Consider the following 24,454-nt stretch of genomic DNA (forward strand, 5'->3'; position numbering starts at 1 on the left):
TTATCTGTGACTCGAGTTATCTGTAACTTGAGGTAACGGTTACTTCTGGTAGCGTGCGTCACATGGCTCGAACTGTCAAGGGCGGCACCGACGCCCGCCGGGAACGGTGGAAGGGGCACCGCGAGGCGCGGCGCGCCGAATTCGTGGAGGCCACGATCCGCGCCGTCGCCAAGCACGGCCCGGACGTGGGCATGGACGAGATCGCCGCCGAGGCGGGCGTCAGCAAGCCGGTGCTCTACCGGCACTTCGCCGACAAGTCCGACCTCTACCTCGCCGTCGGCCGGCGCGGCACCGAGATGCTCATGGACAAGATGGGGCCCGCGATCGACCTCGACGGTCCGATCCGCCCCCGCATCCAGGGCATCGTCGACGCGTACCTGTCCGTGATCGAGGAGCACCCCAACCTGTACCGGTTCGTGGTGCGCAAGTCGTTCACCGACCGGCCGGTCGAGCAGGACGTGGTCAACGAGGACAAGCAGCTGATCGCGGCGGCCCTGGCCCGGCTGCTCGGCGACTACCTGCGGGCGTTCGACATGGACTCCGGCGGCGCCGAGCCGTGGGCGCACGCGCTGGTCGGCATGGTGCAGAACGCCGGCGACTGGTGGCTCGACCGGCAGTCGATGACGCGGGCGAGCCTGAGCGACTACCTGACCACGATCATCTGGCACGCCATCGACGGCCTGCTCCGCTCCGCGGGCGTGGCACTCGACCCGGAGGCGCCGCTGACCACCGAGTTCACCGATGGTGACCGGCACGAAGGACCCCGGCTGCGGGTCGTCGACGTCGAGGAGGCGTGATGTCCGAAGGGCACGAGCACGACGAAGAGGGCTACACCGGCGCGGCCGTGCTGGTGTTCGACCAGCAGGAGGTGCCGGTCAGCGTCGAGCTGCGCGGCTACTTCCAGCCCATCGACGGCCGCTACCACTGGTACGGCCGGGTCGGCGCGAACGAGCAGGTGACCGAGCTGGTGGAGGGTGGTGCGCGGACCGCGCTGCTGCGCACGCCCGACGGCTCGGCGACCGGTTCGCTGACCGACCCCGACCCCTGGCGGCGCTACCGCGTGGCGGGCACCTCCACGCCGCCGTTCACGGTGGGCTGACCAGGGCGGGAAACGCGGAAGGGGCACCCGATCGGGTGCCCCTTCTCGTGCCCGGTCGCCCGGGCGAAGTTCGCTCGGCTGCGCGCCGCGCGGACGCTCAGTCGCCGGAGACGAACCCGACCCGGCGCGAGTCGCTCGGACCGATCTCCACGTACGCGATGCGCGCCGCGGGCACCACGTAGCGGGCGCCCTTCTGGTCGACCAGCACGAGCTGCCCGGTGCCGGCCTTCAGCGCGTCCGCGACCTGCGCCTCGACCTCTTCGGGGGTGAGCCCGCTGGACACCACGAGCTCCCGCGGGCTGTCCGCGATCCCGACCCTGACCTCCACGCTGACCTCCGTGCGGCGTTGATGGCTTTCGAACACCAACCCTAGCCGAGCCCGAGGGCCGCCATGCGGCGCGTGTGGCTCTGCTGCAGCCGCCGGAACAGCGCCGCGATGCCCGCGAGGTCGCCCGAGCCGCGCACGATCAGCTCCGCGAGCCCGTCCCGCTCCGCCACCACGTACTGGGCCTGCGTCAATGCCTCGCCGAGCAGCCGGCGACCCCACAACGTGAGCCGGTCTCGCAGCTTCGGGTCGTCGTCGCAGGCGGACCGGACTTCGCGCTCGGCGAACGCCGAGTGGCCCGTGTCGGCCAGCACCGCCAGCACCAGCTCCTTGGTCGGCTCGTCCAGCCACTCGGCGACCTCGCGGTAGAAGTCGGCCGCCAGGGCGTCCCCGACGTAGGCCTTCACCAGCGACTCCAGCCACGAGCGCGGCGCCGTGGAGGCGTGGAAGCCGTCGAAGCCCGCGGCGAACGGCCGCATGGCCTCCTCCAGCGAGTGGCCGCGCTCGGCCAGGTACCGGTCCAGCAGCGCGTAGTGACCGATCTCGGCCGCCGCCATCTGCGACAGCGCGGCACGCCCGGACAGCGTGGGCGCGGTCCTGGCGTCCTCGGCGAGCCGGTCGAACGCCGACAGCTCGCCGTACGCGAGCGCGCCGAGGAGGTCCACGACACCCTCCGCCACCTGGCCACCGTCACCCACCGCAACCTGGCCCACCGCTGCATCCACTCCCGGGTCGCTCATGCCACGAGCCTAGTCGGGTGTCGTTGGCAACACCCTGGGCACGCGAAACCGCACTCGACGCCGCGAACCAGCCCGATCGGCCTAGTCGGCGGGTAGACTCGACAGATGACGCCCGGCGCGGCGCGGCCCAGTGGGGGCTCGCAGCGGTGCCGAAGGCTGAACTGCGGCGGCACCGTGCCGCCAGGAGAGGGTGCGCGCACACACCTCGCTGGCCCTCCCGCGACCCGCCCGGCCCCCGGCCGAGTGGCGGTGACGCGGTCGAGTGGCCCGTACAGGCCGTGGCGCGCTGGTACGAGAGAGGCGATCATCCTGACCGCGACGAACGAAGAGACACATATCGACCCGGTGGCCTTGGAGCACAGCGAGGCGGGTGTCCCCGAGGACGACACCTCGCACCCGCTCGTGGCCGACGCCCCGGTCAAACCCGATTCGCCCACGTTCGGCGAGCTGGGCGTGCGCGAGGAGATCGTGCGCTCCCTGGCCGAGGCGGGCATCCACCGCACGTTCGCCATCCAGGAGCTGACGCTGCCGCTGGCGCTGGCCGGTGACGACGTCATCGGCCAGGCCCGCACCGGCACCGGCAAGACGCTGGGCTTCGGCATCCCGCTGCTCCAGCGCATCGTCACGCCCGGTGACGGGACGCCGCAGGCGCTCGTCGTCGTGCCGACGCGTGAGCTGTGCCTGCAGGTCACCCACGACCTGACGGACGCGGCGAAGCACCTCAACGTGCGCGTGCTGGCCATCTACGGCGGCCGGCCGTACGAGCCGCAGATCGCGGCGCTGCGCAAGGGCGTCGACGTGGTCGTCGGCACGCCGGGCCGGCTCCTCGACCTGGCCGAGCAGCGCCACCTGGTGCTCGGCAAGGTGCGCGGGCTGGTGCTCGACGAGGCCGACGAGATGCTCGACCTGGGCTTCCTGCCCGACATCGAGCGGATCCTGCGCATGGTGCCCGACGAGCGGCAGACCATGCTGTTCTCGGCGACCATGCCCGGCCCGATCATCACGCTGGCGCGCACGTTCCTCAACCAGCCCACGCACGTGCGGGCCGAGGAGAACGACGCGGGCGCCATCCACGAGCGCACCGAGCAGTTCGTCTACCGGGCGCACGCGCTGGACAAGTCGGAGCTGCTGGCGCGGGCGTTGCAGTCCCGCGAGCGCGGCCTGTCCATGGTGTTCACCCGGACCAAGCGCACCGCCCAGAAGGTGGCCGACGACCTGGTCGAACGCGGTTTCGCCGCGGCGGCCGTGCACGGTGACCTGGGGCAGGGCGCGCGCGAGCAGGCGCTGCGGGCGTTCCGCTCGGGCAAGATCGACGTGCTGGTGGCCACCGACGTGGCGGCCCGCGGCATCGACGTCGAGGGCGTCACGCACGTGATCAACTACCAGTGCCCCGAGGACGAGAAGACCTACGTGCACCGCATCGGCCGCACCGGTCGGGCGGGGCGCACGGGCGTCGCGGTGACGTTGGTCGACTGGGACGAGATGCCCCGGTGGAAGATGATCAGCGACACGCTCGACCTGGGCAAGCCGGAGCCGGTGGAGACGTACTCGACGTCCGACCACCTGTTCGCGGACCTGGACATCCCGGCGGGCTCGACCGGTCGGCTGCCGTTGGGGCTGCGCACGCGCGCGGGCCTGGACGCCGAGCCGGAGGAGAACCTCAAGGGCGAGAAGAAGACGCGCAAGCGCCGGCGCAGCGGTCGGGCGGGTGACGCGGCCCCGGCCACCGAGTCCGGCAACGGCGGCGGCAGCACCACCGGCTCCGGGTCGGGCGAGGAGGGCGGCACCAGGCCGCGCAAGCGCCGCCGCAGCCGTGGTGGCGTGTCGCCGGCCGGCGGTGAGAGCGGACCGGTCGCCGAGGCGTCCGCCGAGGTCACCGCAGGTGCACCGGAGTCGTCGGTTTCGTCCGCCGGTGACGCCGAACGCCCCCGCAGGCGCCGGCGCCGCCGCACGGGCGGCGAGTCGGCCGAGTCCGCACCGGCCGAGTAGGGAACGATCGTGGTGGGCAGCGCGGTTGGAGAGCGCTGCCCGACTCGACCGGCAACACGATCGGGTGATCATCGCCCGAAAATGTACGGAAACACTGTTACCGCACCTCGGTTGAAAACGAGGAGCCCCGAACCAACCCGGCCCCCTGGGCAACCCACCCGCCGCCCGCCACGGCGACCGGGCCACCAGGACGCCCGGGCACCGGCACGAACGGCACGCAACACCCGCCGCCGGAACCGGAACCGGCCCGGACCACGAGGACCGGGCCGCCGGAAACGGACGGCAGGCCGCACCCGCCGGCCACGGCACGCCGCCCGGCCCGAACACCGGACAGCGGTGAACGGGCCACGGGCCGGGCCAAGGCGGGCGGGTGAACGGACCGGGCCAGGTCGCGGACACCACAGCCCGCGCCGGCACGGTCGGAGCCGCTCGACACGGCCCGCCGGCACGGTCGGAGCAGCACGGTCGGAGCAGTCGGGCACAGCCCGCGGCGCAACGGCCGAAGCAGCAAGGCCCGCGCCGCAACGGCCGAGCCGCCGACGCGACCCCGCGCCGGCACGGGCGGAGCCGCCGAAACGGCCCCGCGCCAGCACGGTCAGGCCACGCCGCAGCCGTGCCGGAGCCGCGTCAGCGCCGCGCCGGAACGGGTGGAGCGCAGGGCCGTGGAACGCCGCGGGGAACGGTCGGTGCCGCCGCCTCACACCGACCTCTTCCCGGTGGTGGCAGCATGTCGCCAGACGAAACGCGATAGATCACCGACATCGGGAGCCGGGCAGTGGGCCAGCCGGAGCAGGCGGAGTCGAACGGGCAGGTCGTGCTGGACGAGGAAGACGTCCTGGCGCAGCCCGTCGAATCCCAGGTCGAGCCGCACGACGACGGCGGCGAACCGCACGACGACGGACCGCACGGCGCCAAGCCGCACGACGACGAGCCGCACGAGCCGGTGCCGTCCAGGTCGTGGCGCACCAGGGGCGACTTCATCGGCCTCGCCCTGGTCGTGGTCGCGGTGCTGGTGGCGAGCCTCGTGCTGTGGCTGACCAGCGACGCCCGCAACACCGTCAGCCAGACCGGCCCGTCCGAGATCACCCCGCTGCAGCCCGTCACCGCGATGCCGCCGACGCTGTCCGAGATCTGGCGCGCCCCCAGCGGCGCGACGCCGGTGCCGGTGAACCTCGACTCGGTCGTCGTCACGGGCGATGGCGGCGAGGTCGTCGGCCGCGACGCGCTCACCGGCGACGTCCGCTGGCGCTACGCCCGCGACCTGCCCCTCTGCACCGTCTCCACGGCCTGGGGCCGGGTGTTCGCGGTGCACCGCAAGGACACCAACTGCTCCGAGGTCACCACCCTCGAGAACGCCTCCGGCAAGCGCGGACCGCAGCGCAACGGCGACGCCGAGTTCGGCACCCGCCTGCTGAACGAGGGCTCGCACGTGCTCACCACTGGCGGCACGTACGTCGAGGTCTACCGCCGCGACGACCTGGTCCGCTCGATGGAGTACGGCGCCCTGCGCGCGATCGTGAACCCGAACAAGCAGCCGCGCACCGGCTGCACGTACCACTCGTTCGCGGTCACCGGCGGCAAGATCGCGCTGATCGAGCGCTGCCCCGCCCTGGACCCCTCAGACCGCCTCACGATCCTCAAGCCCAACCCCGAGAAGTCCGACGAGCCGCAGGTCATCACCTCCACCGTGACCGGAGAGAACGGCGCCCGGGTGATCGCGGTGACGGCGAACCGGGTCGCGCTGGCCGTGCCGGGTCGGATCGTGGTGTTCGACTCCGAGACCGGCTCCTCGATCGGCAGCTACCCGGTCGACGTCACCGCCGACGAACTCGCGGGCGACCCGCCCGGGCGGGTGGCGTCGACGTTCACCAGCACCGCGAACGTCTACTGGTTCACCGGGTCGAAGACGGTCGCACTGTCGCTGACCGAGCTGAACCCGCTGTGGACCGCGAACGACACCCTCGGCGCGGGCACGACGCTCGCCGGGCGGCTGTTGCTGCCGGTCGACGACGGGCTGAAGGTGCTCGACCAGATCACCGGCGAGGAGATCGCCTCGGTCCCGGTCGACCGCGGCGACCACGCCGGCCCGATCGAGATGGCCACCGAGGGCCCGGTCGTGCTGGAGCAGCGCGGCGGCACGCTCGTCGCACTGCGGTAACGCGCCACGCGCCCGCGCGCCCGGTGCGGCAGACTGCCAGACGTGCACTCGCAGTTCAGCCCGCACCGGGCGCAACGCGTGGACCTGCCCGGCAGGCACGGACCGATCGCGGCCCTGCACGCGCCCGCCGCCGGACCCGACCTCGGCGCGACCGCGCTGCTCCTCCCCGGCTACACGGGGTCCAAAGAGGACTTCGCGCCGCTGTTCGACCCGATAGCCGACGCCGGGATCGAGGTCGTGGCGATCGACCTGCCGGGCCAGTACGAGTCGCCCGGCCCGCTCCTCGAATCCGACTACCGGCCCGAGGCGCTGGGCGCGTCGGTGGCCGAACTGGTCGCGAAGCTGGCCGCCGAGGGCAGGCGGGTTCTGCTGCTGGGTCACTCGTTCGGTGGACTCGTGGCCCGCGGTGCGGTGCTGGCCGGCGCGCCCGTCGCGGGGTTGACGCTGATGTCGTCCGGCCCGTCCGAACTGCCGCCGGGCGAGCGCCGCACCGCGCTGGACTACGGCGAGATCGTCCTCCGCGAGCAGGGCATCGAGGCGTCGCAGGAGGTCAACGAGACCCGCCACGCGCTCAACCCGCGCTGGCGGATGGTGCCCCAGGAGCTGAAGGACTTCTACCGGGAGCGGTTCGTCCGCTCGTCACCCGTCGGGCTGCTCGGCATGGGCGAGGCGCTGCGCGCCGAACCGGACCTGGTCGCCAAGCTGGCCAGGGTCGCCCGGTCCAACGGCATCCCGTGCCTGGTCGTGTGCGGCGACCTGGACGACTCCTGGTCGGCCGCGAGCCAGCGGGACATGGCCGAACGCCTCGACGCCGACTTCGCCGTGCTGCCCGGCGTCATGCACAACCCGAACACCGAGGCCCCGGACGCCCTGCTGGCCACGCTCCTGCCGACCTGGCGCGCCTGGCTGTCCTGACCGGGCGCAGGCCCTGTCGAGCGCTTCGGCCAGGGGCTAAGCCCACCAGAAGAACCACAGGGTCGACGCCGCCAGCAGCACGACCAGCAGGCCGCACAACGCCACCGCCCAGCCCCGGCGGCGGTCGGCCACGACCTGCGCCACCACCGCGGCGACGGCCGCCACGCCGTGCCCGGCCACCACGTCCAGCCCAGGTCCGGGCAGGTCGCGGGTGCCCGCGTAGACCTGCACGCCGATCAAGCCCAACGTCAGCAGCACCAAGCCGACGGCGAGCGCGCCGCTGACGCCGCGCCACACCCTGGCCAGGCGTGGTTCGGGTCCGCTGTCCACCATCGTCACGCGGCCAACTCTACGGCGCGAGCAACGCCCACGGGTCGAGCGACGGCGCCGCGCGTTGCCCTTCGGGGCACGACCGGCGGAAGTCGCACCACGTGCACTGGTTCCCGGTGCGCGGCGGGAACAGGATCTCCGGGTCGCCGCCCGCCTCCAGCGTGTCGGTGGCCAGCCGCAGCTCGTCCGCCGCCTCCTCGGCCCGCGACACGTGCCGCCCCAGGCTCTCCTCGGTGTGCTCCCACACCGACACCGTGCCCGTGGGCAGGTGGTGCAGCTCGACCCGGTGGCACGGCTTGCGCAGCGTCCGCCGGGCCGCCAGCGCGTACAGGGCCAGCGCCTGCGAGCCCCGCGCGTCGTCCACGGTCAGCGCGTGCCGCCCGGTCTTGTAGTCGACGATCACCAGCTCGCCGTCGCGCAGGTCGATCCGGTCGACGCGGCCCTCGGCGACGATCTTCGACGTGGGCGTGGACACCCAGCGCTCGATGCCGACCGGCTCGATCGACGTGTCCAGCTCGGTGACGTAGTCGCGCACCCACCCGACCGCCCGGTCCCGGTACACGCCCGCCTGCTCGGCGTCCCGGAACCCGTCGTTCTTCCACTGCCGGTGCAGCAGCGCGACCGCCTGCTCGGGCGTGCGGCGCTGGGCGGGCAGGTCGAACAACGCCTTCAACGCGTTGTGCACGACCGCGCCGAGGGTGTTGTGCGCCCACGCCCCACCGCGCGGCGGCGACGGCCGGTCGAGGTAGGCCATGCGGAAGCGGCGCGGGCAGTCCGCCCACGTGGCGAGCTTCGCCGGCGTCACCCGCACCAACTTCTTCGGCATCGCGCCGAAGTCGAACCCAAGCTGCTCCTGCACGCCCCCACGCTACCGAGGGAGTCCGACAGTTCTCGAAGAGCTACCTCAACCGACCAGGATCTTGCACCCGGTTGCCCGATCGGCCAGGGCGTCCAGCACGTCCGGCGAGGTCGTCTCCGCGCCGAGCCGCACGGTCTTGTTCGTGCCGTGGTAGTCGCTGGAACCGGTGATCAGCAGGCCCAGCTCCCCCGCCAGGCCGCGCAGCCTCGCCCGAGTCCCCGGGTCGTGGTCGGGGTGGTCGACCTCGACGCCGGCGAGTCCCAGCCCGGCCAGGTCGGCCACCACCTGGTCGGTCACGATCGGGCCGCGCGAGGTGGCGAAGGGGTGCGCCAGGACGGTCACCCCGCCGGCTTCCGCGATCATCTCGATCGCCCGCGCCACGGGCGTGTCGGTGCGCGGCACGTAGTACCGGCCACCGGTCAGGTACTTGGCGAACGCCTCGTTGACGGTGGACACGACACCGGCCCGGATCAACGCCATGGCGAGGTGGGGACGTCCGGCCGGCGCGTCGGTCGGCATGGCCGCCATCAGCTCGTCCGGGTCGATGGGGAACCCGTCGGCGACCATCCGCTCGGCCATCCGGCGCAGCCGGTGGCGTCGTTCCAGGCGCAGCCGCAGCTGCTCCTCGACCAACGCGGGCGAGGTGTGGTCGTACAGGTAGGCGAGCAGGTGGACGGTGATGACCCGACCCCGGCCGTCGTCGGAGGCACAGGACAGCTCGGCGCCGCGCACCAGCTTCAAGCCGGGTGGCAGCGCGTTGGCCGCCTCCGCCCAGCCGGCTGCGGTGTCGTGGTCGGTGAGCGCGACCGCGGTCAAGCCGGTGGCGGCCGCGGCCGCCACCAACTCCGCGGGCGTGTCGGTGCCGTCGGACTCGGTCGAGTGGGTGTGCAGGTCGATGCGCACCCACCCAGTCTGACCTACGGCACCATCTTCTTGCCGCGCGCCGCCCGCTGCGCCTTGATCATCGAGAAGCGCTCCGCCTGGGCCTTCTTGTCACCGAAGGTCAACTCCGAGATGGCGTCGTAGACCTCCTCGGGGTTGGGCAGGTACTCGATCCGGTTGAGGGCCTGGATCTGACCCGCCGACTCCACGACCAGGGTCCCGAAGCCGAACATGCGCCCGAGCACCGACCGCTCGTAGGTGAGGTCGGTGACCTTGCTGATCGGCATCATGGCGACCTTGGTCTCGAAGACCCCCGAGGAGATCATGAACCTCTTGTCGGTGACGACGATCCGCTCCACCCACCACTCCATGACGAAGTAGGCCAGCCTGAGCAGCACGAACAGCGAGGCGTACCAGAGGATGTTCTGGATGATGCCCGCGTTGTCGGGCAGCAGGTACGAGATCATCATCGCGCCGGCGAGCAGCGCGCCCGCCTCGAGGAGATCCCAGAGCAGACTGCTCCAGTGCCTGCGTACCCGGATGACCCGACGCTCCGTGGGGAGCAGGTACTCGTCGGGGTCCCGTGGTGCGAACATGCCTTCGACCTCTCGCCGTGGGAGGGAGGAGCCGGTCGACTCAGAACAATTGTTTCACGAAGGTGATGAGCGCCTCAGCGGCTTCCCGCAGGGTGCCCAGGATGTTCTGCACCAGCTGAGCCGCCTGCTGAGGCTCCGCGATGAGGAAGAACAGGACCAAGCCGACCCCGGCGAAAGTGAGAATCTTCTTCAGATTCACGGTGATCAACCCCGTTCGCTACCGCACCCGTTTGGCGCCAGTGAAAACCGTTGTACCGCACTCCGCGACACGTCGGGAGATTTGTACCGCACTTGGGTCAGCGTCCTGCACCGCCAACCCGGTGTGACTACGCTTGGTGATCGTGACGGCCGAACGTGAGCTCCGGATCCGCTGTGTCGGCGGCATCGTCCACGACTCGAACGGGCGACTGCTACTCGTGAGAAGGGGCAATGCTCCAGGTGAGGGACTGTGGTCGTTACCGGGTGGCCGAGTCGAACCCGGCGAATCCGACGAGACCGCAATTGTGCGGGAACTGCGCGAGGAGACGGGACTCTCCGTGACGGTCGGGGCGTTGATCGGCAGCGTCACCCGTCCGGCGCCACGCGGTGTCTACGAGATCCACGACTACGCCTGCCAGGTGCGATCCGGCGTCCTCCGACCAGGGGACGACGCGGTGGACGCGCGCTGGGCCGACGCTGCGATCTTGGCCACACTTCCACTGACCGAGATGCTCCACGAGACCCTCGACGCCTGGGGCCAACTCCCCCGTTCGTGATCGCCTCCCCCGATCAGGGGAGCCACACCAACCGCTGGCCGTGCGGCGCCGTCCGGGCCAACGCCTGCGCCGACCGCACGTCGCCGCCCTCGAACCGGACCAGCCCGATCACGTCGAAGGCCGGCTCGTCCGCGCCGGGCCGCAGGTCGTCCCGTCCCGGCAGCACGTGGACGAGGCCCGCCGCGTACGCCTCGTGGCTCAGCCACCACACCGGGCGGCCGAGCCCGCGCAGCGCGCCGACGAACTCCTCCCCCGCGACGTACGGCAGGACGTTGCTGGTCAGGACCACCAGCGGCAGGTCCTCGGGCACGCGGTCGGCGGCCTTGCCGAGGTCGGCCACCGCGTCGCCGACCACGAACTCCGGCGGCGACTTGCGCTGCACGGTCGCGGCCACGCCGAACAGCCGCAGCCGCTCCGGCTGGTCGGCCCACACGCACGCCTCGAGCCACGCGTACGTGTCCTCGTCGGTCAGGTCGGCGGGCGCCCGGTCCAGCCCGACCTTGGCCGCGATCTTCACCGTTTTGGGGATCTTCGGCAGCTCCGCGCCGGGCGCGAGCTCCAGCGCGCAGTGCAGCCCGAGCGCCGCCTTGGCGGGCCCCGCGACGAGCTGGCCCGCCTGCTGGGTCTGGTAGCGGTAGCCGTACTGGTCCAGGCCGAGCAGCAGGCCGGCCGAGCAGCCGACCTCCAGCAGCCCGACCGGCCCCTTGACCCGCGCCAGCGCCGGGTAGAGCAGCGGGGCCCGCCGCACCTCGTCGGTCTGCACGGTCCGGGTGGCGACCAGCTCGCGCACCTTGTCGGCCCGGTCGAGCACGAACTCGCGGAACAGCCGCCAGGTGCTCTCGTCCGCGCCGTACGTGCCGCCCAGCGACGGGTAGTACCGGGACAGCGCGTGGAACGGCTCGGCCTGCACCAGCCGGTGCGCCGCCGCCAGGAGCAGGGTCGCGTGCGCGAACCGCTCCGGGGCGGCGGTCAGCAGACCGGCGACCTCCGGATCGTCGGCGGCGTGCGAGGCCAGGTGCTCGTAGAGCGGCGAGACGCCGTGCGCCTCGCTCGTCGCGAACCGGGCCAGTCGTTGCCGCACCAGATCCAGCGAGGTCACGTCACTCCTTGGGTTCGGGCCTGCCCGGCTGCTCGCCGCCGCGCGCCTCGCCGTAGGAGCGCTTGGGCACCATGACCTTCCGGCGGAACACGCAGACGACCGTTCCATCCTGTTTGTACCCGCGGGTCTCGACGTAGACCACGCCGCGGTCGTCCTTGGACTTCGACGGCGTCTTGTCCAGCACCTCGGTCTCACCGTAGATGGTGTCACCGTGGAACGTGGGCTTGACGTGCTTGAGCGACTCCACCTCCAGGTTGGCGATGGCCTTGCCCGACACGTCGGGCACCGACATGCCCAGCAGCAGCGAGTAGACGTAGTTGCCGACGACGACGTTCTTGCCGAAGTCGGTGGTCTCCGCCGCGTAGTGCGCGTCCATGTGCAGCGGGTGGTGGTTCATCGTGAGCAGGCAGAACAGGTGGTCGTCGTACTCGGTGACCGTCTTGCCGGGCCAGTGCTTGTAGACCGCGCCGACCTCGAACTCCTCGTAGTAACGCCCGAACTGCACCGCACGCCTCCGTTGGCCGGCTACCAGTGTGAGGTCGGTGTGATCGAGGACCACTCCGACCGGGACGACAGTGTGAGCACCGGGGGAGTACCCTCGGCAACTGGTCTGTGAGCGACTACACCGCCGCGGCCAGCCGACCCGAGGAGGTGAGGACTACCGATGAGTAACGACCCCCATCCTGCGAGTACCTCGCGCGTCCTCATCGGGGAGCCGGCTTTCCACAGCTAGGCCCAGCGGTACCGGTCGGGACGTGCCGTCGTCGTTCGTCGAGTCGACGCTCCCCACCTGGAGGACCCGTGCCCAGCTTGCCCTCGCTCGGCGGCTTGAGAGGCCGCGCGCAGGATCGACCCTCGGTGCCCATCCCCGTGCCGCTGGCGCGGTACGTCGTGGACTGCGGCGTCTACGTCGACGGCACGCGCCTGCCCGGCCGCTGGTCGCACGTCGACGCGGTCGAGGAGGTGCGCAAGCGCGGCGACGGGTTCGTCTGGATCGGGCTGCACGAGCCGGACGAGGAGCAGATCCAGGGCGTCGCGGACACGTTCGGGCTGCACGAGCTGGCCGTCGAGGACGCCGTGCACGCGCACCAGCGGCCCAAGCTCGAGCGCTACGACAACATGCTGTTCATGGTGCTCAAGACGGTCCGGTACATCCAGAACTCGTCGCCGGACACCGCCAACGAGATCGTCGAGAGCGGCGAGATCATGGTGTTCCTCGGCCGCGACTTCGTGGTGACGGTCCGGCACGGCAACCACTCGGGGCTGGCGGCCGTGCGGCGCGAGCTGGAGGAGGAGCCGGAACGGCTGCGCTCGGGGCCGGCGGCGGTGCTGTACTCGATCGCCGACCACGTGGTCGACAACTACCTCGACGTCACCGATCACATCGAGGACGACATCGACCAGATGGAGGCGCTGGTCTTCCAGCCGCGCAGCCGGGTCAGCGCCGACCAGATCTACCTGATGAAGCGCGAGGTGCTGGAGCTGCGCCGGGCGGTGATGCCGCTGGCCGTGCCGCTGCGGCGGTTGGCGGAGGGCTACACCCCGCTGATCCCCGAGCAGGTGCGCTCGTACTTCCGCGACGTGGACGACCACCTCACCGAGGTGTCCGAACGCGTGATCAACTTCGACGAGCTGCTGACCACGCTGGTCAACGCCGTGCTGGCGAAGATCACGCTCCAGCAGAACTCGGACATGCGCAAGCTCGCCGCCTGGGTGGCGATCATCTCCGTGCCGACCATGGTGGTCGGCGTGTACGGCATGAACTTCGACTACATGCCGGAGACCCACTGGAAGTACGGCTACCCCATGGTGATCGCCGTGATCCTCGTGGTCTGCCTCACCCTGTACCGAATATTCCGTCGCAACCGCTGGCTGTAGACCCCCTCCCCTTCCCGCGACGGGATGTCCCCCCATGTCCAGGATGTTCACGAACCTGCGGTTCTGGGTGCTCACCTTCCTCATCGGCTGGCTCGCCACGGTGACCCTGCTGATCGCGAACGGGAGCTGACCGCTCAGTTCCAGGGCGCGGTGTCCCACGCGAACGGGATGCCGTGCCCCACACCCGTGCCCAGGCGCAGCGAGACGCCGGCCGGCCACAGCTTGAGGAGCAGCCGGAACTCGTACGTGCCCGCGGTGTGGGTGCGGCGCGGCTCGAAGACCAGCAGCGCCAGCGGCGCCATCGGGGTGGCCCGGGAGGCGGCGTCGGCCAGGATCGCGCGGCCCATGGCGCGGTCGGCCGGTGACACGTACTGCCAGACGACCGAGTGCCAGACGACGGTCAGCACGTCGCGCTCCGGGCGGGCGAGCTGCTCGGCCAGCCACTCGGGGCCCGTCGCCCGCCGCACCGGGACGGGGTCGAGCCTGGCCAGCTCGACGGCGGCCTGGAGGCGGTCGAAGCGGGCCGGCTGGTCGGCCCAGACGAACGACGACAGGTGCAGCCGCCCGTCCTCTGTGGACACGTCGACCGGGTTGAGGTCGCAGCCCGCGCGCCGGACCAGGCGCAGGTTGTGGCGCAGGTCGACGGGCGGCCTGCCGGTCCACCCCGGGTCGAGGGCGAACGGGCTGCCCGGGTCGCCGAACGTCTCGCCGCCGACCCGGTAGGCGACGCGGTGCGGGCGCAGGTTCAGCCCGCCGGACGCGCCGACCTCCAGCAGGCGGATCGGGAACGTGGCCCGCCTGCCGACCTCGGCCGCAGCCAGGTGGGTGGCGGTCTGCAGGCCGCCGAACAGGGGCGCGCTGCGGCCCGGCTCGTTGGTCTGCACGACGGTGGACGTGACCAGGGCGTGCAGCTCGTCGGTGTGCTCGTGCAGCACGGTCAGCGCGTCGTCCCAGAGCGCGCCCAGGTCGGGTCGGCCGCCGGCCGTCGGGTAGTGCTTGGCCAGCGTCGGCGCGCGGCCCTCCAGGACGAGCCGGTGCAGGGCGCCCGCGAACCGCAGGCCGGGCACGGTGCCGTGCCGGTCGCACTCGGCGCCCGCCATCACCCGCGCGGTGATGCCGCCGCGGGCCAGGTCGTCCGCCGCGGCCACCAGCAGGGTGCGGGTGAGCGGGCTGTGGACGTCGCAGGCGCGGGACGCGTCGAGGAACAGCTCGGCGAGCACCCTGTGACGTTAACCCGATTTCCCTTGTGCGGCAGGGGGAGGAACGCGTTGTTCACCCTTTCACCGACGAGGTGTCTCCGACCGCGCCGGCGCTTAGGCTCGGTGGGTGCCGAGGGTGCTCGCGGTGGCGGACGAGGTGGTCGAGTCGTTGTGGACCGACCGGGTGCGCCGGCACGACGTCGACCTGGTCGTCGCGGCCGGTGACCTGCCGTTCGACTACCTGGAGTTCCTGGCCGGCGCGTTGGACCGGCCGTGCGTGTTCGTGCCGGGCAACCACGACGCGGACCTGACCGGGTACACCAACGTCCGGGGCCTGTGGACGAAGGCGGGCCTCCCGGCGCGCTGGCCCGGTCCGGCGGGCGGCGTGAACGCGGACGGGCGGGTGGTCGACGTCGCCGGGCTGCGGATCGCCGGGCTCGGCGGGTCCGTGCGGTACAGCGGCGGGCCGAACCAGTGGACCGAGCGGCAGCAGGCTCGTCGGCTGCGCGGCGTGCTGCGGGCGGCCCGGTGGCGGCGGTGGCGCGACGGGCGCGGGGTGGACGTGCTGCTCACCCACTCGCCGCCGCTGGGCTGCGGCGACGAGCCGGACCCGCCCCACCGGGGGTTCGCCTGCCTGCACGAGGCCGTGCGGCGGTTGCGGCCACCGGTCATGCTGCACGGGCACATCCACCCGCACGGCCAGGTGAAGCCGGACCGCGTGCTCGGCTCGACCCGCGTGGTGAACGTCGTGGGTTACCAGGTGTTGGACGTCCCAGTGCCCTGAGGAGGAGTGCCGTGCCCCGTGACACCGGATTCCCGCGGGCCGACGCGGAGAACGACTTCCTGCGCGCCCGCCGTCGCCAGGTGATGTCGCGGCTGGCCGCGTGGCTGCGCCGCGAGCCGGACGACGTGAACATCATGCTGCCGTTCCACGAGGTGGTCGAGTCGCTGGGGATGCTCAGCGAGCGGCGGCTCGGGCTGCGCGCGGTCCGGCTCGACTCGATCGTCGGCAGCGTGGACCGGACGCGGGACTTCGACCGCCGGTTCCGGCCGACGTCGGCGCGGGTGCGGGAGCGGTGGCAGCGGCTGGCGCTGGCGCAGCGGCGGGGCGAGCCCGTGCCGCCGATCGAGGTGTACCGGGTGGGTGACCTGCACTTCGTCCAGGACGGGCACCACCGGGTCTCGGTGGCGCACGCGCTGGGGCTGGAGGTGATCGACGCGTACGTGACGGAGGTCGTGACGCGGATCGCGGCGCACGGCATCCGGCACCGGGGCGACCTGATCGTGAAGGACTACCGGCGGCTGTTCCTCGAGCGGGTGCCGTTGGGCGGGCAGGCGCGGGCGGCGGTGCTGCTGTCGGACCCGTGGGAGTACGCCGAGCTCGGCGAGCACGTGGAGGCGTGGGGTTTCCGGCTGATGCAGGACGAGGGCGCGTTCCTGGACCGGGCCACGGTCGCCGGGCGCTGGTACGCCGAGGAGTACCAGCCGGTGGTCGAGATGCTGCGGCAGGCGGACCTGGTGGGCGACCGCACGGAGACCGAGGCGTACATGTGGGTGGCGGCGGAGCGGTACCGGCTGATCCGCACGCACCGGTGGGACGCCGACGTCATCTCGACCCTGCGCTCGCGCCGCTAGCGCTGCCGTTCCAGCCGGGGCAGCGGCCGGGCCTGGTCCATCACCCGGTCGGTGTAGGTGTCGAGCAGGCGGGTCGCGACCTGCTGGCCGTACCCGAGGATCACGGCCCACAGCAGCAGGGCGGCCTGGGACGCCACGCCGATGAGGCCGGTCGTCACGCCCGCGCCGAGGCCCAGGATGCCGACCACCGCGAGCGCCGCGCCGAGCAGCACCTTGATCAGCGCCTGGTAGCCGACCATGACGTACGGCGAGAGGCTGGGCCGGCGGCGCAGGAGCAGCACGACGGCCGAGAGGACCGCCCCGAACGCGCCGAACACCTGGGACAGCCACACGTCCGCGCCGGTCGCCGACTTGCCCGACGGGCACACCGTCGGCAGCTTCTCCGCGCTCACGCACATCGGGATCAGGCCGGGCTTGAGCAGGCCGATGACGCCGAGCGCGGTGTTCACCACGAACAGCACCACGGACGTGGCGATCAGCTTGTTGCGCAACGCCCGCGACCCGGCGTGGGCGAAGTCGGAGGCGTCGAACGCCGCCCGCAGCGCGTCGACCACGATCTCCCGCTCAATGGAGAGGGGGAACTCGCCGGGCCGCAGCTCCTCCAGCGCGACGCGGCGCGGGTCGTCCTCCTCCAGGTTCTCCGCGACCCGGGCCTTGAGCCCCGGCAGCCGCCCGAGGAACCCGCTGCCCGCGGCCACGACCGCGATCTCGGCCTCGTGCAGCGACCGCCAGGCTCGCTCGATGTGCCACCCCGACCACCACGACGCGACCGTCCGCCACCGCGACTCGGCGCGCGTGATCATGTCCTCGACCACGGCGGCCTCCTGCTCGGCCACCGCGCGCCACTGGTCGCTCTCCGGGTCGAGCGGGTCCCGCGGGCCGAGCGCGGCGAGGTCGGCGCGCACCCGGTCCAACCGCGACTGCACCACCAGCCGCCAGTCCGTGACCCGGGGTGTGCGCGTGCCCATGTCCAGCATCGTCGCAGCAAGACCCACCGATCAGGCGATCACCCGAAGGTGTGATCACCGCGGTGGGAGCGGGTGAGGGGCGGGCAAACAGGTGAACCTCGCGGCAGGGCGGGGAAGCGCCGGTTCGAAGGCGCCTCCCCTGCTCCACCACCCGGTTCCGGCTCAGGCCGTGCGGCCCGGCTCGACCAGCTCGCGCAGCCGCGGCGGCATGCGCTTCTCCAGGCCGAACGGTTCCAGGTGGGCCTGCAGGACGCCGTCGAACGCCCGCTTCACCGACGCGGTGTCCCAGGTGTCGCTCTCCAGGATCGGCTGCTTGAAGTACGGGTGGCCGACGAGGTGCAGCTGGCGGCCGTTGCACCGGACGATCTGCCCCGTGATGCCGTCGGCCGCGTCGCTGAGCAGGAACAGCACGAGCGGCGCGACTTTGCCGGGGGTGCGGTCGGCCGGGATGGCCCGCAGGGACCGCTCCGACTTCCACACCATCCGGGTGTGGGCGACCGGGCAGACGGCGTTGACCCGGATGTTGTCCCCTTCCAGGTCAAGGGCCCACGACGAGCTGAGCGAGGCCACCGCGCCTTTGGTGGCCGAGTAGGCGGCGAGTTTGCGCTGGCCGAGAAACGCGCCTGACGAAATGTTCACGATCGAGCCGTGGCCCTGCTCGCGCATCACGCGCATCGCGGCCATTCCGGTGTATATGACTCCCAGCAGGTTGACCTCGACGATCCGCCGGATGGATTCCGGCTCGTCCTCCCACGGCAGCGCCTCGTAGTTGAGGCCGGCGTTGTTGACCAGCCCGTCGACCCGGCCGAACTCGGCCAGGCACATTCCCACGATCTTCTCCGCCTCGCTGGGATCGGCCACCGTCGCCGTGCTGGCCACCGCGCGCCCGCCGTACGCCCGGATGTGCTCGGCCACCTGTTCGGCCTGGTCAGCATCGATGTCGTTGACCACGACCGCGGCTCCGGCCTGCGCGGCGTGCATCGCGTAGGCCTCGCCCAAACCCCGTCCCGCCCCGGTGATCACGACTGCTTTGCCGTCAAGAATCCCCATCTCGCGCTCTTCTCTGTGCTCGGCGGACTCCCCTGCCCCGGCCCTTTACGGCCGGAGTCGTTTCCGCCTCCGACCAGCGTGGGGATCGCCGGCACCCGTAGCGCCACAAATGCGACGAGGTGTGCGTTTGCTGCGCTGAATGGCCTATGGAGTTCGCCCCGGCCGATGGTCCGGACTGGTCAGCACCCTTCCCGTGACCTCCGGAAACCTCCCGTTGGACTTCCCCTGGAAGTGTGAAAGGCCGCCCCCGTCGAACCAGTGGGGCGGCCTTCCGGTGCGGTGGTCAGCCGCGGTAGGTGAGGTTGCGGCCGTTGCCCGGGTCGAACAGCTGCACCTGGTCGGCGTCGAACCAGATGTCCGCCGGTTCCCCCGCCACCGCGGTGGACGTGGCGGCGATCCGGGCGACCAGCGACACCCCACCGCCGGGCACGTCCGCCGAGCCGGCGTCGGCCGCGAGCTCGGCCAGCTCCGCCGAGGTCGCCTGTTCACCCTGGAGGCTGAAATAGGCGAACTTGTCGGAGCCCATCGACTCCAGCACGTCCACGTGGTTGGTGAACGTGACGCCCTTCGAGCGAACGGCGTCGTCCACCAGCCGGGCGTCCTCGAAGTGCTCCGGCCGCAACCCCATGATCACCTCGCGGGGCGCGTCGGCGCCTTCCAGCAGCCCGCGCACCCGGTCCGTGAGCGGCACGTCGCCGAGCGCCGACCGCAGCACGCCGTGCTCCAGCGCGGCCGGCACGAAGTTCATCGCGGGCGAGCCGATGAACCCGGCGACGAACAGGTTGGCGGGGTTGTCGTAGAGGAACTGCGGCGCGCCGATCTGCTGCACCGCCCCGCCGCGCATCACCACGACCCGGTCGCCGAGGGTCATCGCCTCGGTCTGGTCGTGCGTGACGTACACGGTGGTGGTGCCGAGCCGCTTCTGCAGCCGCGACACCGACGTGCGCATCTGCACGCGCAGCTTGGCGTCGAGGTTCGACAGCGGCTCGTCCATCAGGAACGCCTTGGGGTTGCGCACGATCGCCCGTCCCATCGCGACCCGCTGCCGCTGCCCGCCGGACAGGTTGGACGGCTTGCGGTCCAGGTGGTGGGTCAGGTCCAGGATCTCGGCGGCGTCGCGGACCTTCTTCTCCACGGTCGCGTCGTCCACCTTGGCCAACCGCAGCGGGAAGGCCATGTTCTCCTTCACTGTCATGTGCGGGTACAGCGCGTAGGACTGGAACACCATCGCGATGTCGCGGTCCTTGGGCGCGCGCTCGTTGACGCGTTCGCCGCCGATGCGCAGCTCGCCGGACGTGATGTCCTCCAGGCCCGCGATCATGTTGAGGGTCGTGGACTTCCCGCAGCCGGACGGGCCGACCAGGATGATGAACTCGCCGTCGGCGATCTCGATGTCCACGTCCCGCACGGCCACCGCGCCGTCGGGGTACTGCTTGGTCACGCTGTCCAGGACGATCTCGGCCATTGCTTCACCCCTTGACGGCGCCGGAGGTCAACCCGGCGACGATCCGACGCTGGAAGAACAACACGAACAGGATGATCGGGACGGTGATCACCACGGCGGCGGCGGCGATCGACCCGGTCGGGTCCTCGAACTGCGAGCCGCCGGTGAAGAACGACAGCGCCACCGGCACCGTGCGCGAGCTCTCGGTCGAGGTCAGCGAGATCGCGAACAGGAAGTCGTTCCAGCAGAAGATGAACACCAGGATCGCGGTGGTGAACACGCCGGGCGCGGCCAGCGGCGCGATGACCCGGCGGAACGCCTGGCCGGGCGTCGCGCCGTCCATCTTCGCCGCCTTCTCCAGCTCCCACGGGATCTCGCGGAAGAACGCCGAGAGCGTGTAGATCGCCAACGGCAGCGCGAACGTGATGTAGGGCAGGATCAGGCCGGGCCAGGTGTCGAACAGCCCGAGCGAGCGCTCGATCTCGAACAGCGGCGAGACCAGCGAGATCTGCGGGAACATCGCGATCAGCAGCGACACCCCGACCAGCAGCCGCTTGCCGGGGAAGTCGAGCCGCGCGATGGCGTAGGCGGCCATGGTGCCGAACACGACCGCGACGGCCGTGGCGATCAGCGCGATGCCGATCGAGTTCACCAGCGCGCGGACGAACTCCGTGGTGGAGAAGATCGCCTTGTAGTTGTCGAACGTCCAGGCGCGCGGGATGAAGTTGCCGTCGCCCAGGGTCTCCTTGGTCTTGAACGACAGCGACACGATCCACAGCACCGGGAACAGCGCGTACGCCACCACCAGGACGTTGAGGACCGTCCAGCGCGCCTTGCGGCCCGTCGTCACGGCCCCGCCGATGCCCGCCATCAGCGCCTCCCCCCGCCGTCGCTGCCGGGCGCGGCGGTCCCGAACAGCTTCACGAACACGAACGCGATGATCGCCACCGCGATGAAGATCAGCACCGACATGGTGGAGCCGATGCCCAGGTTCAGCCCCTTGATCAGGTTGTTGTAGGTCAGCATCGACACCGACGACGTGCCCTGCGAGCCAGCCGTGAGCACGAACAGGTTGTCGAAGATGCGGAACGCGTCGAGCGTGCGGAACAGCAGCGCCACCAGGATCGCGGGCTTCATCACCGGGACCATGACCTTGGTGAACCGCTGCCACGCGCTCGCGCCGTCCATCGCGGCGGCCTTGAGCAGGTCGTCCGGCACCAGGGCCAGGCCCGCCATCAGCAGCAGCGCCATGAACGGCGTGGTCTTCCAGATCTCGGCCAGCGTCACGACCATGATCGCCGGGATCTTCTCGGTGAGCACGGGGTCGCCGCCCGCGACCGTCTCGGCCAGGTAGCCGGTGCCGGGCGTCCAGGCGTAGCGCCAGGAGAACGCGGCGACGACCGTGACGATCCCGTACGGGATGAGCGTGGACGTGCGCACGATGCCCCGGCCGACCAGGGTGCGGTGCATGATCAGCGCCAGCGCCATGCCGAGCACCAGCTCGACGGCCACGGACACCACCGTGATGAGCACCGTCACCCACATGGCGTTCCACCAGTAGGGGTTCGTCAGCACGGTGACGTAGTTGTCCAGGCCGACGAACTCCGTGCGGTCCGGGAACTTCAGGTCGTAGCGCTGCAGCGACAGCCAGAAGGAGTAGAGGATCGGCCAGCCCGCGACGGCCGCCATGATGAGGATCGCGGGCGCGCACAGCAGCAGGCCGAGTCGGCGTTCGGCCTTCTTGCCCTCGCTGAGCGCGGCTTTCGCCTTGGGCGACAGCTTGGGTTCGGCGGCCGGTTCGGCGTCCAACGCGTGGCTCACGGCAGCACCCCCTTCGAGTCGAGCGCGTCCTGGAGCTCGGTGCGCAGCCGGTCGGCCGTGCGCCGCGGGTCGATGTCGGCCGGTGGCGAGAGGATCGTCGAGATGACGGTCGAGACGTTCTGGTAGGCCGGGGTCCGCGGGCGGGCGCCCGCGTTCTTCAGCGTCTCCAGGATCGCTTCCTTCATCGGGTACGGCTCGGCCATCTCCGGGTCGTCGTAGACGGACTCGATGGTGGGCGGCACGCCGTCGTTGATGGCGGCGAACTTCTGGTGCTCCGCGCTGCGCAGGCACGTGACGGCGTCGAACGACTCGTCGGGGTGGCGGGAGAAGGCGCTGACCGCGTAGTTGATGCCGCCCACGGTGACCTCGGCCGGCCCGCCGTCGATCGACGGGTAGGGCGCCCACTTCAGGTTCGGCGCGAGGTCGGGGACGGACTGCGCGGCGGCGTAGACGTAGGGCCAGTTGAGCTGGAACGCCGCCTTGCCGTTCTCCATCGCGAGGCGGGCGTCGTCCTCGGCGGCGTTGGAGAAGGACGGGTCGACCACGTCGGAGGTGGCGAACTGCTTGAGCACTTCCAGCGCCTTGACCGCGCCGTCGTCCACGACGGACTTCGTGCCGCTCTCGTCGAGGATCTGCCCGCCGGCGGTGTTGACCAGGGTGTTGTAGAGGACGACGAGGCCCTCGTACTGCTTGCCCTGCGCGGCGACGAGGCCGGGGGTCTTGTCGTTGCCGTCCGCTTCGAGCCGTGAGCCGATCTCGATCATCTCGGACCACGTCGTCGGCGGGGTCGGCACGAGGTCGCCTCGGTACCAGAGGAGCTGCACGTTCGTGTTGTCCGGAGCGCCGTACAGCCTGCCCTCGTAGCGGGCGGTCGCCAGCGGCGTCTCCAGCGTGCCGTCCTCGACCTGGGCCTTGACCTGGCCGGTGAACTCCTTGATCCAGCCGGCTTCGGCCAGTTCGGCGGTCCACGTGACGTCGAGGGCCAGCACGTCCATGTCGTCGTCACCGGCGGCGAGGCGGCGGACCAGCTGCTCGCGCTGGCCGTCCGCCTCGCGCGGGAGCTTGTGGTAGACGATCTCGTAGTCGTCGGTCCGCTCGTTGCAGTTGTCGACGATCTTCTGGAAGTTCTCCTGCGGGTACTTGTAGACGTTGATGGTGATCCCGCCGTCACCCGAACCACAGCCCGCCAGCACGGACGTCGCGATGAGCGCGGCGCCCCCTGCGGCGGCCAACCGATGACCCTTGCCCCTCATCGGTCCTGCCTCCTTCCCGACAACGGAGGAGCCAGACCGCGACGCCCGGCACCTCGTCGTGTCCACCGGCCGGCCGGGCCGGCCGGTGGAACGAACGTAGGACCGGTGACCAGGTGCCACGACCACCGGAGCCCGGAACGGCCTTACCCGGTCCGGTGGTGCGGTAAACCTCGGTCTTCGACCTCAGTCCTGGCCGGACTTGCCGGCGTCGGAGGGGCGCATGGCGAGCTTGGCGAGCAGGTCGCGGCCCCGTTCGGCGGAACGGGGCTGGCAGAGCACGTCGTAGCGGCCCGCGACGAGCTGGCTGGCGCTCTGGAAGTCGCGCTTGCCGCGCGCCGACCCGTAGCCGACGGCGGCGAAGATCAGGCCGAACGCGATGCCGACCACCAGGCCCGCGACGATGGGGCCGAGGCTGCTGCCGGGGGTGGTGTTGAACAGGCTGAGCAGGACGCCGACGAACAGGCCGAACCAAGCACCCGACGCCGCGCCGGTGCCCAGCACGCGGCCCCAGGTGAGGCGACCGGTGACCCGTTCGACGAGCATGAGGTCGACACCCACGATGGTGACCTCCTGGACGGGGAAGTCGTCGTCGGCGAGGAAGTCGACGGCGCGCTGCGCCTCCTCGTAGGTGCCGTACGAGCCGATGGGCCAACCGGTGGGTGGGGTGGGCAGGCGGGGAGGCACCCCGGGTCGGTTCTGGCCGGAGAAGGAACTCGTCACGGTGACCACCTCTTCGCGGTGCTGATCTCCCCATCCTGCCAACACCGGGCGACCGGCGCGAAACAGGTCGCCGTGAAGGGGTGCGAAACGTGACCTCCGCCCGGCGGCCCGCCGCGCCGTGCGGGGTCCTGACCGGACCACCCGATCGTGGTGCCGACCAGGTCACCCGACCGTGGCACTGACGGGCGGCGAGCCTGCGGTTGTGGGTCCGGCGGGTCGGTGCGTGAGTGCCGTCGGTGCGTGCCGTCGGAGCGTGAAAGATCAAAGCTCGAAAAGCATGTCCTCGCCGGACGGGCAGATCAGCAGGATGACCCCAACTACCGCTGGATGCTGCGGGTCCGTCGTTGGTCCGGGTTTCGTGTCATCCCACCGACCTCCACAAGGGCTACCACACGTATCAAGGGGGGCGCCCACAGTCGAAGCCGCGGGTATCGGTGAACTACGCCCCCCTTGACACGCGCGGTAGGGCTGCGCCAGGTCGGCGGGATGACACGAAGCCCTACTTTGAGAGAAAAGAAGCCCAGTGGACAGTCCGGGGGTCGCCGGCGGGCCCGGGGTCGGGTGGAGCGGGGGCGTGTGCGGCTGCTCATGCTCTTCCTCCCCAAGGGGAGGGCTTCGTGTCATCCCGCCGACCTGGCTTTGCCCTACCGCACGGGTCAAGGGGGCACCTTCCACCCCAACAGGAACACTGGGCTGGAACCGCCCCCTTGACGCGTGTGGTAGCCCGGAGGGAGGTCGG

26 protein-coding genes are annotated in these 24,454 nt (G+C 71.3%); 9 read left to right on the top strand and 17 right to left on the bottom strand.

The features are described 5' to 3' along the window. Positions 1 to 62: 62 nt before the first annotated feature. Positions 63 to 797: a TetR/AcrR family transcriptional regulator gene (locus LNK82_RS13185; protein WP_230567248.1), complete on the top strand. Its 735-nt coding sequence runs from the start codon at positions 63 to 65 to the stop codon at positions 795 to 797. Next, positions 797 to 1,099, top strand: coding sequence for a DUF4873 domain-containing protein (locus LNK82_RS13190; RefSeq protein ID WP_230567249.1), 303 nt, complete (start codon positions 797 to 799; stop codon positions 1,097 to 1,099). The genes LNK82_RS13185 and LNK82_RS13190 overlap by 1 nt, the downstream gene beginning before the upstream one ends. 97 nt (positions 1,100 to 1,196) lie before the next feature. Here LNK82_RS13190 and LNK82_RS13195 read toward each other — a convergent pair whose 3' ends face one another. Together LNK82_RS13195 and LNK82_RS13200 are read right to left on the bottom strand one after the other, a co-directional pair. Further along, positions 1,197 to 1,427: a DUF3107 domain-containing protein gene (locus LNK82_RS13195; RefSeq protein WP_230567250.1), complete on the bottom strand. Its 231-nt coding sequence runs from the start codon at positions 1,425 to 1,427 to the stop codon at positions 1,197 to 1,199. Between the two features lie 41 nt (positions 1,428 to 1,468). Further along, positions 1,469 to 2,164, bottom strand: a complete 696-nt coding sequence (locus tag LNK82_RS13200; RefSeq protein ID WP_230567251.1) for a ferritin-like fold-containing protein — start codon at positions 2,162 to 2,164, stop codon at positions 1,469 to 1,471. 345 nt (positions 2,165 to 2,509) lie between these two features. Here LNK82_RS13200 and LNK82_RS13205 point away from each other — a divergent pair, with 345 nt between their 5' ends. From LNK82_RS13205 to LNK82_RS13215, 3 genes are all read left to right on the top strand, one after another. Then, on the top strand, positions 2,510 to 4,153 hold the full coding sequence (locus LNK82_RS13205; RefSeq protein ID WP_372470480.1) for a DEAD/DEAH box helicase: 1,644 nt from the start codon (positions 2,510 to 2,512) through the stop codon (positions 4,151 to 4,153). A gap of 775 nt (positions 4,154 to 4,928) precedes the next feature. Continuing rightward, a complete protein-coding gene (locus LNK82_RS13210) occupies positions 4,929 to 6,311 on the top strand; it encodes an Rv3212 family protein (protein ID WP_230567253.1) in 1,383 nt (460 codons plus the stop codon). A gap of 42 nt (positions 6,312 to 6,353) precedes the next feature. After that, positions 6,354 to 7,226, top strand: coding sequence for an alpha/beta fold hydrolase (locus tag LNK82_RS13215; protein ID WP_230567254.1), 873 nt, complete (start codon positions 6,354 to 6,356; stop codon positions 7,224 to 7,226). A 36-nt stretch (positions 7,227 to 7,262) separates the two neighbouring features. Here the strand turns inward: LNK82_RS13215 and LNK82_RS13220 are convergent, their stop codons facing one another. The 5 genes from LNK82_RS13220 to LNK82_RS13240 are packed head-to-tail and all read right to left on the bottom strand — an operon-like array spanning position 7,263 to position 10,092. Continuing rightward, positions 7,263 to 7,565 (bottom strand): hypothetical protein, encoded by a 303-nt coding sequence (locus LNK82_RS13220; RefSeq protein WP_230567255.1) that lies wholly within the window; start codon positions 7,563 to 7,565, stop codon positions 7,263 to 7,265. Positions 7,566 to 7,575: 10 nt separating this feature from the next. After that, positions 7,576 to 8,415 (bottom strand): RecB family exonuclease, encoded by an 840-nt coding sequence (locus LNK82_RS13225; RefSeq protein ID WP_230567256.1) that lies wholly within the window; start codon positions 8,413 to 8,415, stop codon positions 7,576 to 7,578. Positions 8,416 to 8,460: 45 nt separating this feature from the next. Continuing rightward, entirely contained in the window at positions 8,461 to 9,318 is an 858-nt protein-coding gene (locus LNK82_RS13230) for a PHP domain-containing protein (RefSeq protein WP_230567257.1), read from the bottom strand. Between the two features lie 14 nt (positions 9,319 to 9,332). Further along, the gene (locus LNK82_RS13235; protein WP_073896001.1) at positions 9,333 to 9,893 is read right to left on the bottom strand and encodes a PH domain-containing protein; all 561 of its coding nucleotides are present in this window, start codon (positions 9,891 to 9,893) and stop codon (positions 9,333 to 9,335) included. A 40-nt stretch (positions 9,894 to 9,933) separates the two neighbouring features. Beyond that, positions 9,934 to 10,092 (bottom strand): hypothetical protein, encoded by a 159-nt coding sequence (locus tag LNK82_RS13240; RefSeq protein ID WP_170185132.1) that lies wholly within the window; start codon positions 10,090 to 10,092, stop codon positions 9,934 to 9,936. 142 nt (positions 10,093 to 10,234) lie between these two features. Between LNK82_RS13240 and LNK82_RS13245 the strand changes: the two genes are divergently transcribed. Then, the gene (locus LNK82_RS13245; protein ID WP_230567258.1) at positions 10,235 to 10,648 is read left to right on the top strand and encodes an NUDIX hydrolase; all 414 of its coding nucleotides are present in this window, start codon (positions 10,235 to 10,237) and stop codon (positions 10,646 to 10,648) included. Positions 10,649 to 10,661: 13 nt separating this feature from the next. Here LNK82_RS13245 and LNK82_RS13250 read toward each other — a convergent pair whose 3' ends face one another. Then, entirely contained in the window at positions 10,662 to 11,747 is a 1,086-nt protein-coding gene (locus LNK82_RS13250; protein WP_230567259.1) for a DUF2332 domain-containing protein, read from the bottom strand. A 1-nt stretch (position 11,748) separates the two neighbouring features. Further along, positions 11,749 to 12,252, bottom strand: coding sequence for a MaoC family dehydratase (locus LNK82_RS13255; protein ID WP_053716239.1), 504 nt, complete (start codon positions 12,250 to 12,252; stop codon positions 11,749 to 11,751). 296 nt (positions 12,253 to 12,548) lie between these two features. On the opposite strand from LNK82_RS13255, the gene corA reads away from it, so the two are divergent. Further along, on the top strand, positions 12,549 to 13,625 hold the full coding sequence (gene corA, locus LNK82_RS13260; RefSeq protein WP_230567260.1) for a magnesium/cobalt transporter CorA: 1,077 nt from the start codon (positions 12,549 to 12,551) through the stop codon (positions 13,623 to 13,625). 134 nt (positions 13,626 to 13,759) lie between these two features. Here the strand turns inward: corA and LNK82_RS13265 are convergent, their stop codons facing one another. Further along, positions 13,760 to 14,845 carry a DUF2332 domain-containing protein gene (locus tag LNK82_RS13265; protein ID WP_230567261.1) on the bottom strand — a complete coding sequence of 362 codons (1,086 nt, stop codon included), beginning with the start codon at positions 14,843 to 14,845 and terminating at the stop codon, positions 13,760 to 13,762. Positions 14,846 to 14,951: 106 nt separating this feature from the next. Here LNK82_RS13265 and LNK82_RS13270 point away from each other — a divergent pair, with 106 nt between their 5' ends. Together LNK82_RS13270 and LNK82_RS13275 are read left to right on the top strand one after the other, a co-directional pair. Next, positions 14,952 to 15,608, top strand: a complete 657-nt coding sequence (locus LNK82_RS13270; RefSeq protein WP_230567262.1) for a metallophosphoesterase family protein — start codon at positions 14,952 to 14,954, stop codon at positions 15,606 to 15,608. Between the two features lie 11 nt (positions 15,609 to 15,619). After that, entirely contained in the window at positions 15,620 to 16,459 is an 840-nt protein-coding gene (locus tag LNK82_RS13275) for a chromosome partitioning protein ParB (protein ID WP_230567263.1), read from the top strand. On the opposite strand, the gene LNK82_RS13280 is transcribed toward LNK82_RS13275, so the two are convergent. From LNK82_RS13280 to LNK82_RS13310, 7 genes are all read right to left on the bottom strand, one after another. Further along, positions 16,456 to 17,427: a hypothetical protein gene (locus tag LNK82_RS13280; protein ID WP_230567264.1), complete on the bottom strand. Its 972-nt coding sequence runs from the start codon at positions 17,425 to 17,427 to the stop codon at positions 16,456 to 16,458. The genes LNK82_RS13275 and LNK82_RS13280 overlap by 4 nt on opposite strands. A gap of 162 nt (positions 17,428 to 17,589) precedes the next feature. Continuing rightward, positions 17,590 to 18,477, bottom strand: a complete 888-nt coding sequence (locus tag LNK82_RS13285) for an SDR family NAD(P)-dependent oxidoreductase (protein ID WP_230567265.1) — start codon at positions 18,475 to 18,477, stop codon at positions 17,590 to 17,592. Between the two features lie 283 nt (positions 18,478 to 18,760). After that, entirely contained in the window at positions 18,761 to 19,942 is a 1,182-nt protein-coding gene (locus LNK82_RS13290) for an ABC transporter ATP-binding protein (RefSeq protein ID WP_230567266.1), read from the bottom strand. Positions 19,943 to 19,946: 4 nt separating this feature from the next. After that, positions 19,947 to 20,792, bottom strand: a complete 846-nt coding sequence (locus LNK82_RS13295; RefSeq protein WP_230567267.1) for a carbohydrate ABC transporter permease — start codon at positions 20,790 to 20,792, stop codon at positions 19,947 to 19,949. Next, positions 20,792 to 21,742, bottom strand: coding sequence for a carbohydrate ABC transporter permease (locus tag LNK82_RS13300; RefSeq protein WP_308257204.1), 951 nt, complete (start codon positions 21,740 to 21,742; stop codon positions 20,792 to 20,794). The genes LNK82_RS13295 and LNK82_RS13300 overlap by 1 nt, the downstream gene beginning before the upstream one ends. Then, the gene (locus LNK82_RS13305; RefSeq protein WP_230567268.1) at positions 21,739 to 22,995 is read right to left on the bottom strand and encodes an ABC transporter substrate-binding protein; all 1,257 of its coding nucleotides are present in this window, start codon (positions 22,993 to 22,995) and stop codon (positions 21,739 to 21,741) included. The genes LNK82_RS13300 and LNK82_RS13305 overlap by 4 nt, the downstream gene beginning before the upstream one ends. A 183-nt stretch (positions 22,996 to 23,178) precedes the next feature. Beyond that, entirely contained in the window at positions 23,179 to 23,724 is a 546-nt protein-coding gene (locus LNK82_RS13310) for a YflT domain-containing protein (protein ID WP_372470481.1), read from the bottom strand. Positions 23,725 to 24,454 lie beyond the last annotated feature (730 nt).

Source organism: Saccharothrix luteola, from assembly GCF_020859565.1.
GTDB lineage: Bacteria > Actinomycetota > Actinomycetes > Mycobacteriales > Pseudonocardiaceae > Actinosynnema > Actinosynnema luteola.

Coding starts and splice junctions, on each gene's coding strand:
- LNK82_RS13280 (WP_230567264.1), bottom strand. CDS start 17,427: ATGGGCACGCGCACACCCCGGGTCACGGACTGGCGGCTGGTGGTGCAG.
- LNK82_RS13190 (WP_230567249.1), top strand. CDS start 797: ATGTCCGAAGGGCACGAGCACGACGAAGAGGGCTACACCGGCGCGGCC.
- LNK82_RS13285 (WP_230567265.1), bottom strand. CDS start 18,477: ATGGGGATTCTTGACGGCAAAGCAGTCGTGATCACCGGGGCGGGACGG.
- LNK82_RS13235 (WP_073896001.1), bottom strand. CDS start 9,893: ATGTTCGCACCACGGGACCCCGACGAGTACCTGCTCCCCACGGAGCGT.
- LNK82_RS13290 (WP_230567266.1), bottom strand. CDS start 19,942: ATGGCCGAGATCGTCCTGGACAGCGTGACCAAGCAGTACCCCGACGGC.
- LNK82_RS13295 (WP_230567267.1), bottom strand. CDS start 20,792: ATGGCGGGCATCGGCGGGGCCGTGACGACGGGCCGCAAGGCGCGCTGG.
- LNK82_RS13305 (WP_230567268.1), bottom strand. CDS start 22,995: ATGAGGGGCAAGGGTCATCGGTTGGCCGCCGCAGGGGGCGCCGCGCTC.
- LNK82_RS13200 (WP_230567251.1), bottom strand. CDS start 2,164: ATGAGCGACCCGGGAGTGGATGCAGCGGTGGGCCAGGTTGCGGTGGGT.
- LNK82_RS13185 (WP_230567248.1), top strand. CDS start 63: ATGGCTCGAACTGTCAAGGGCGGCACCGACGCCCGCCGGGAACGGTGG.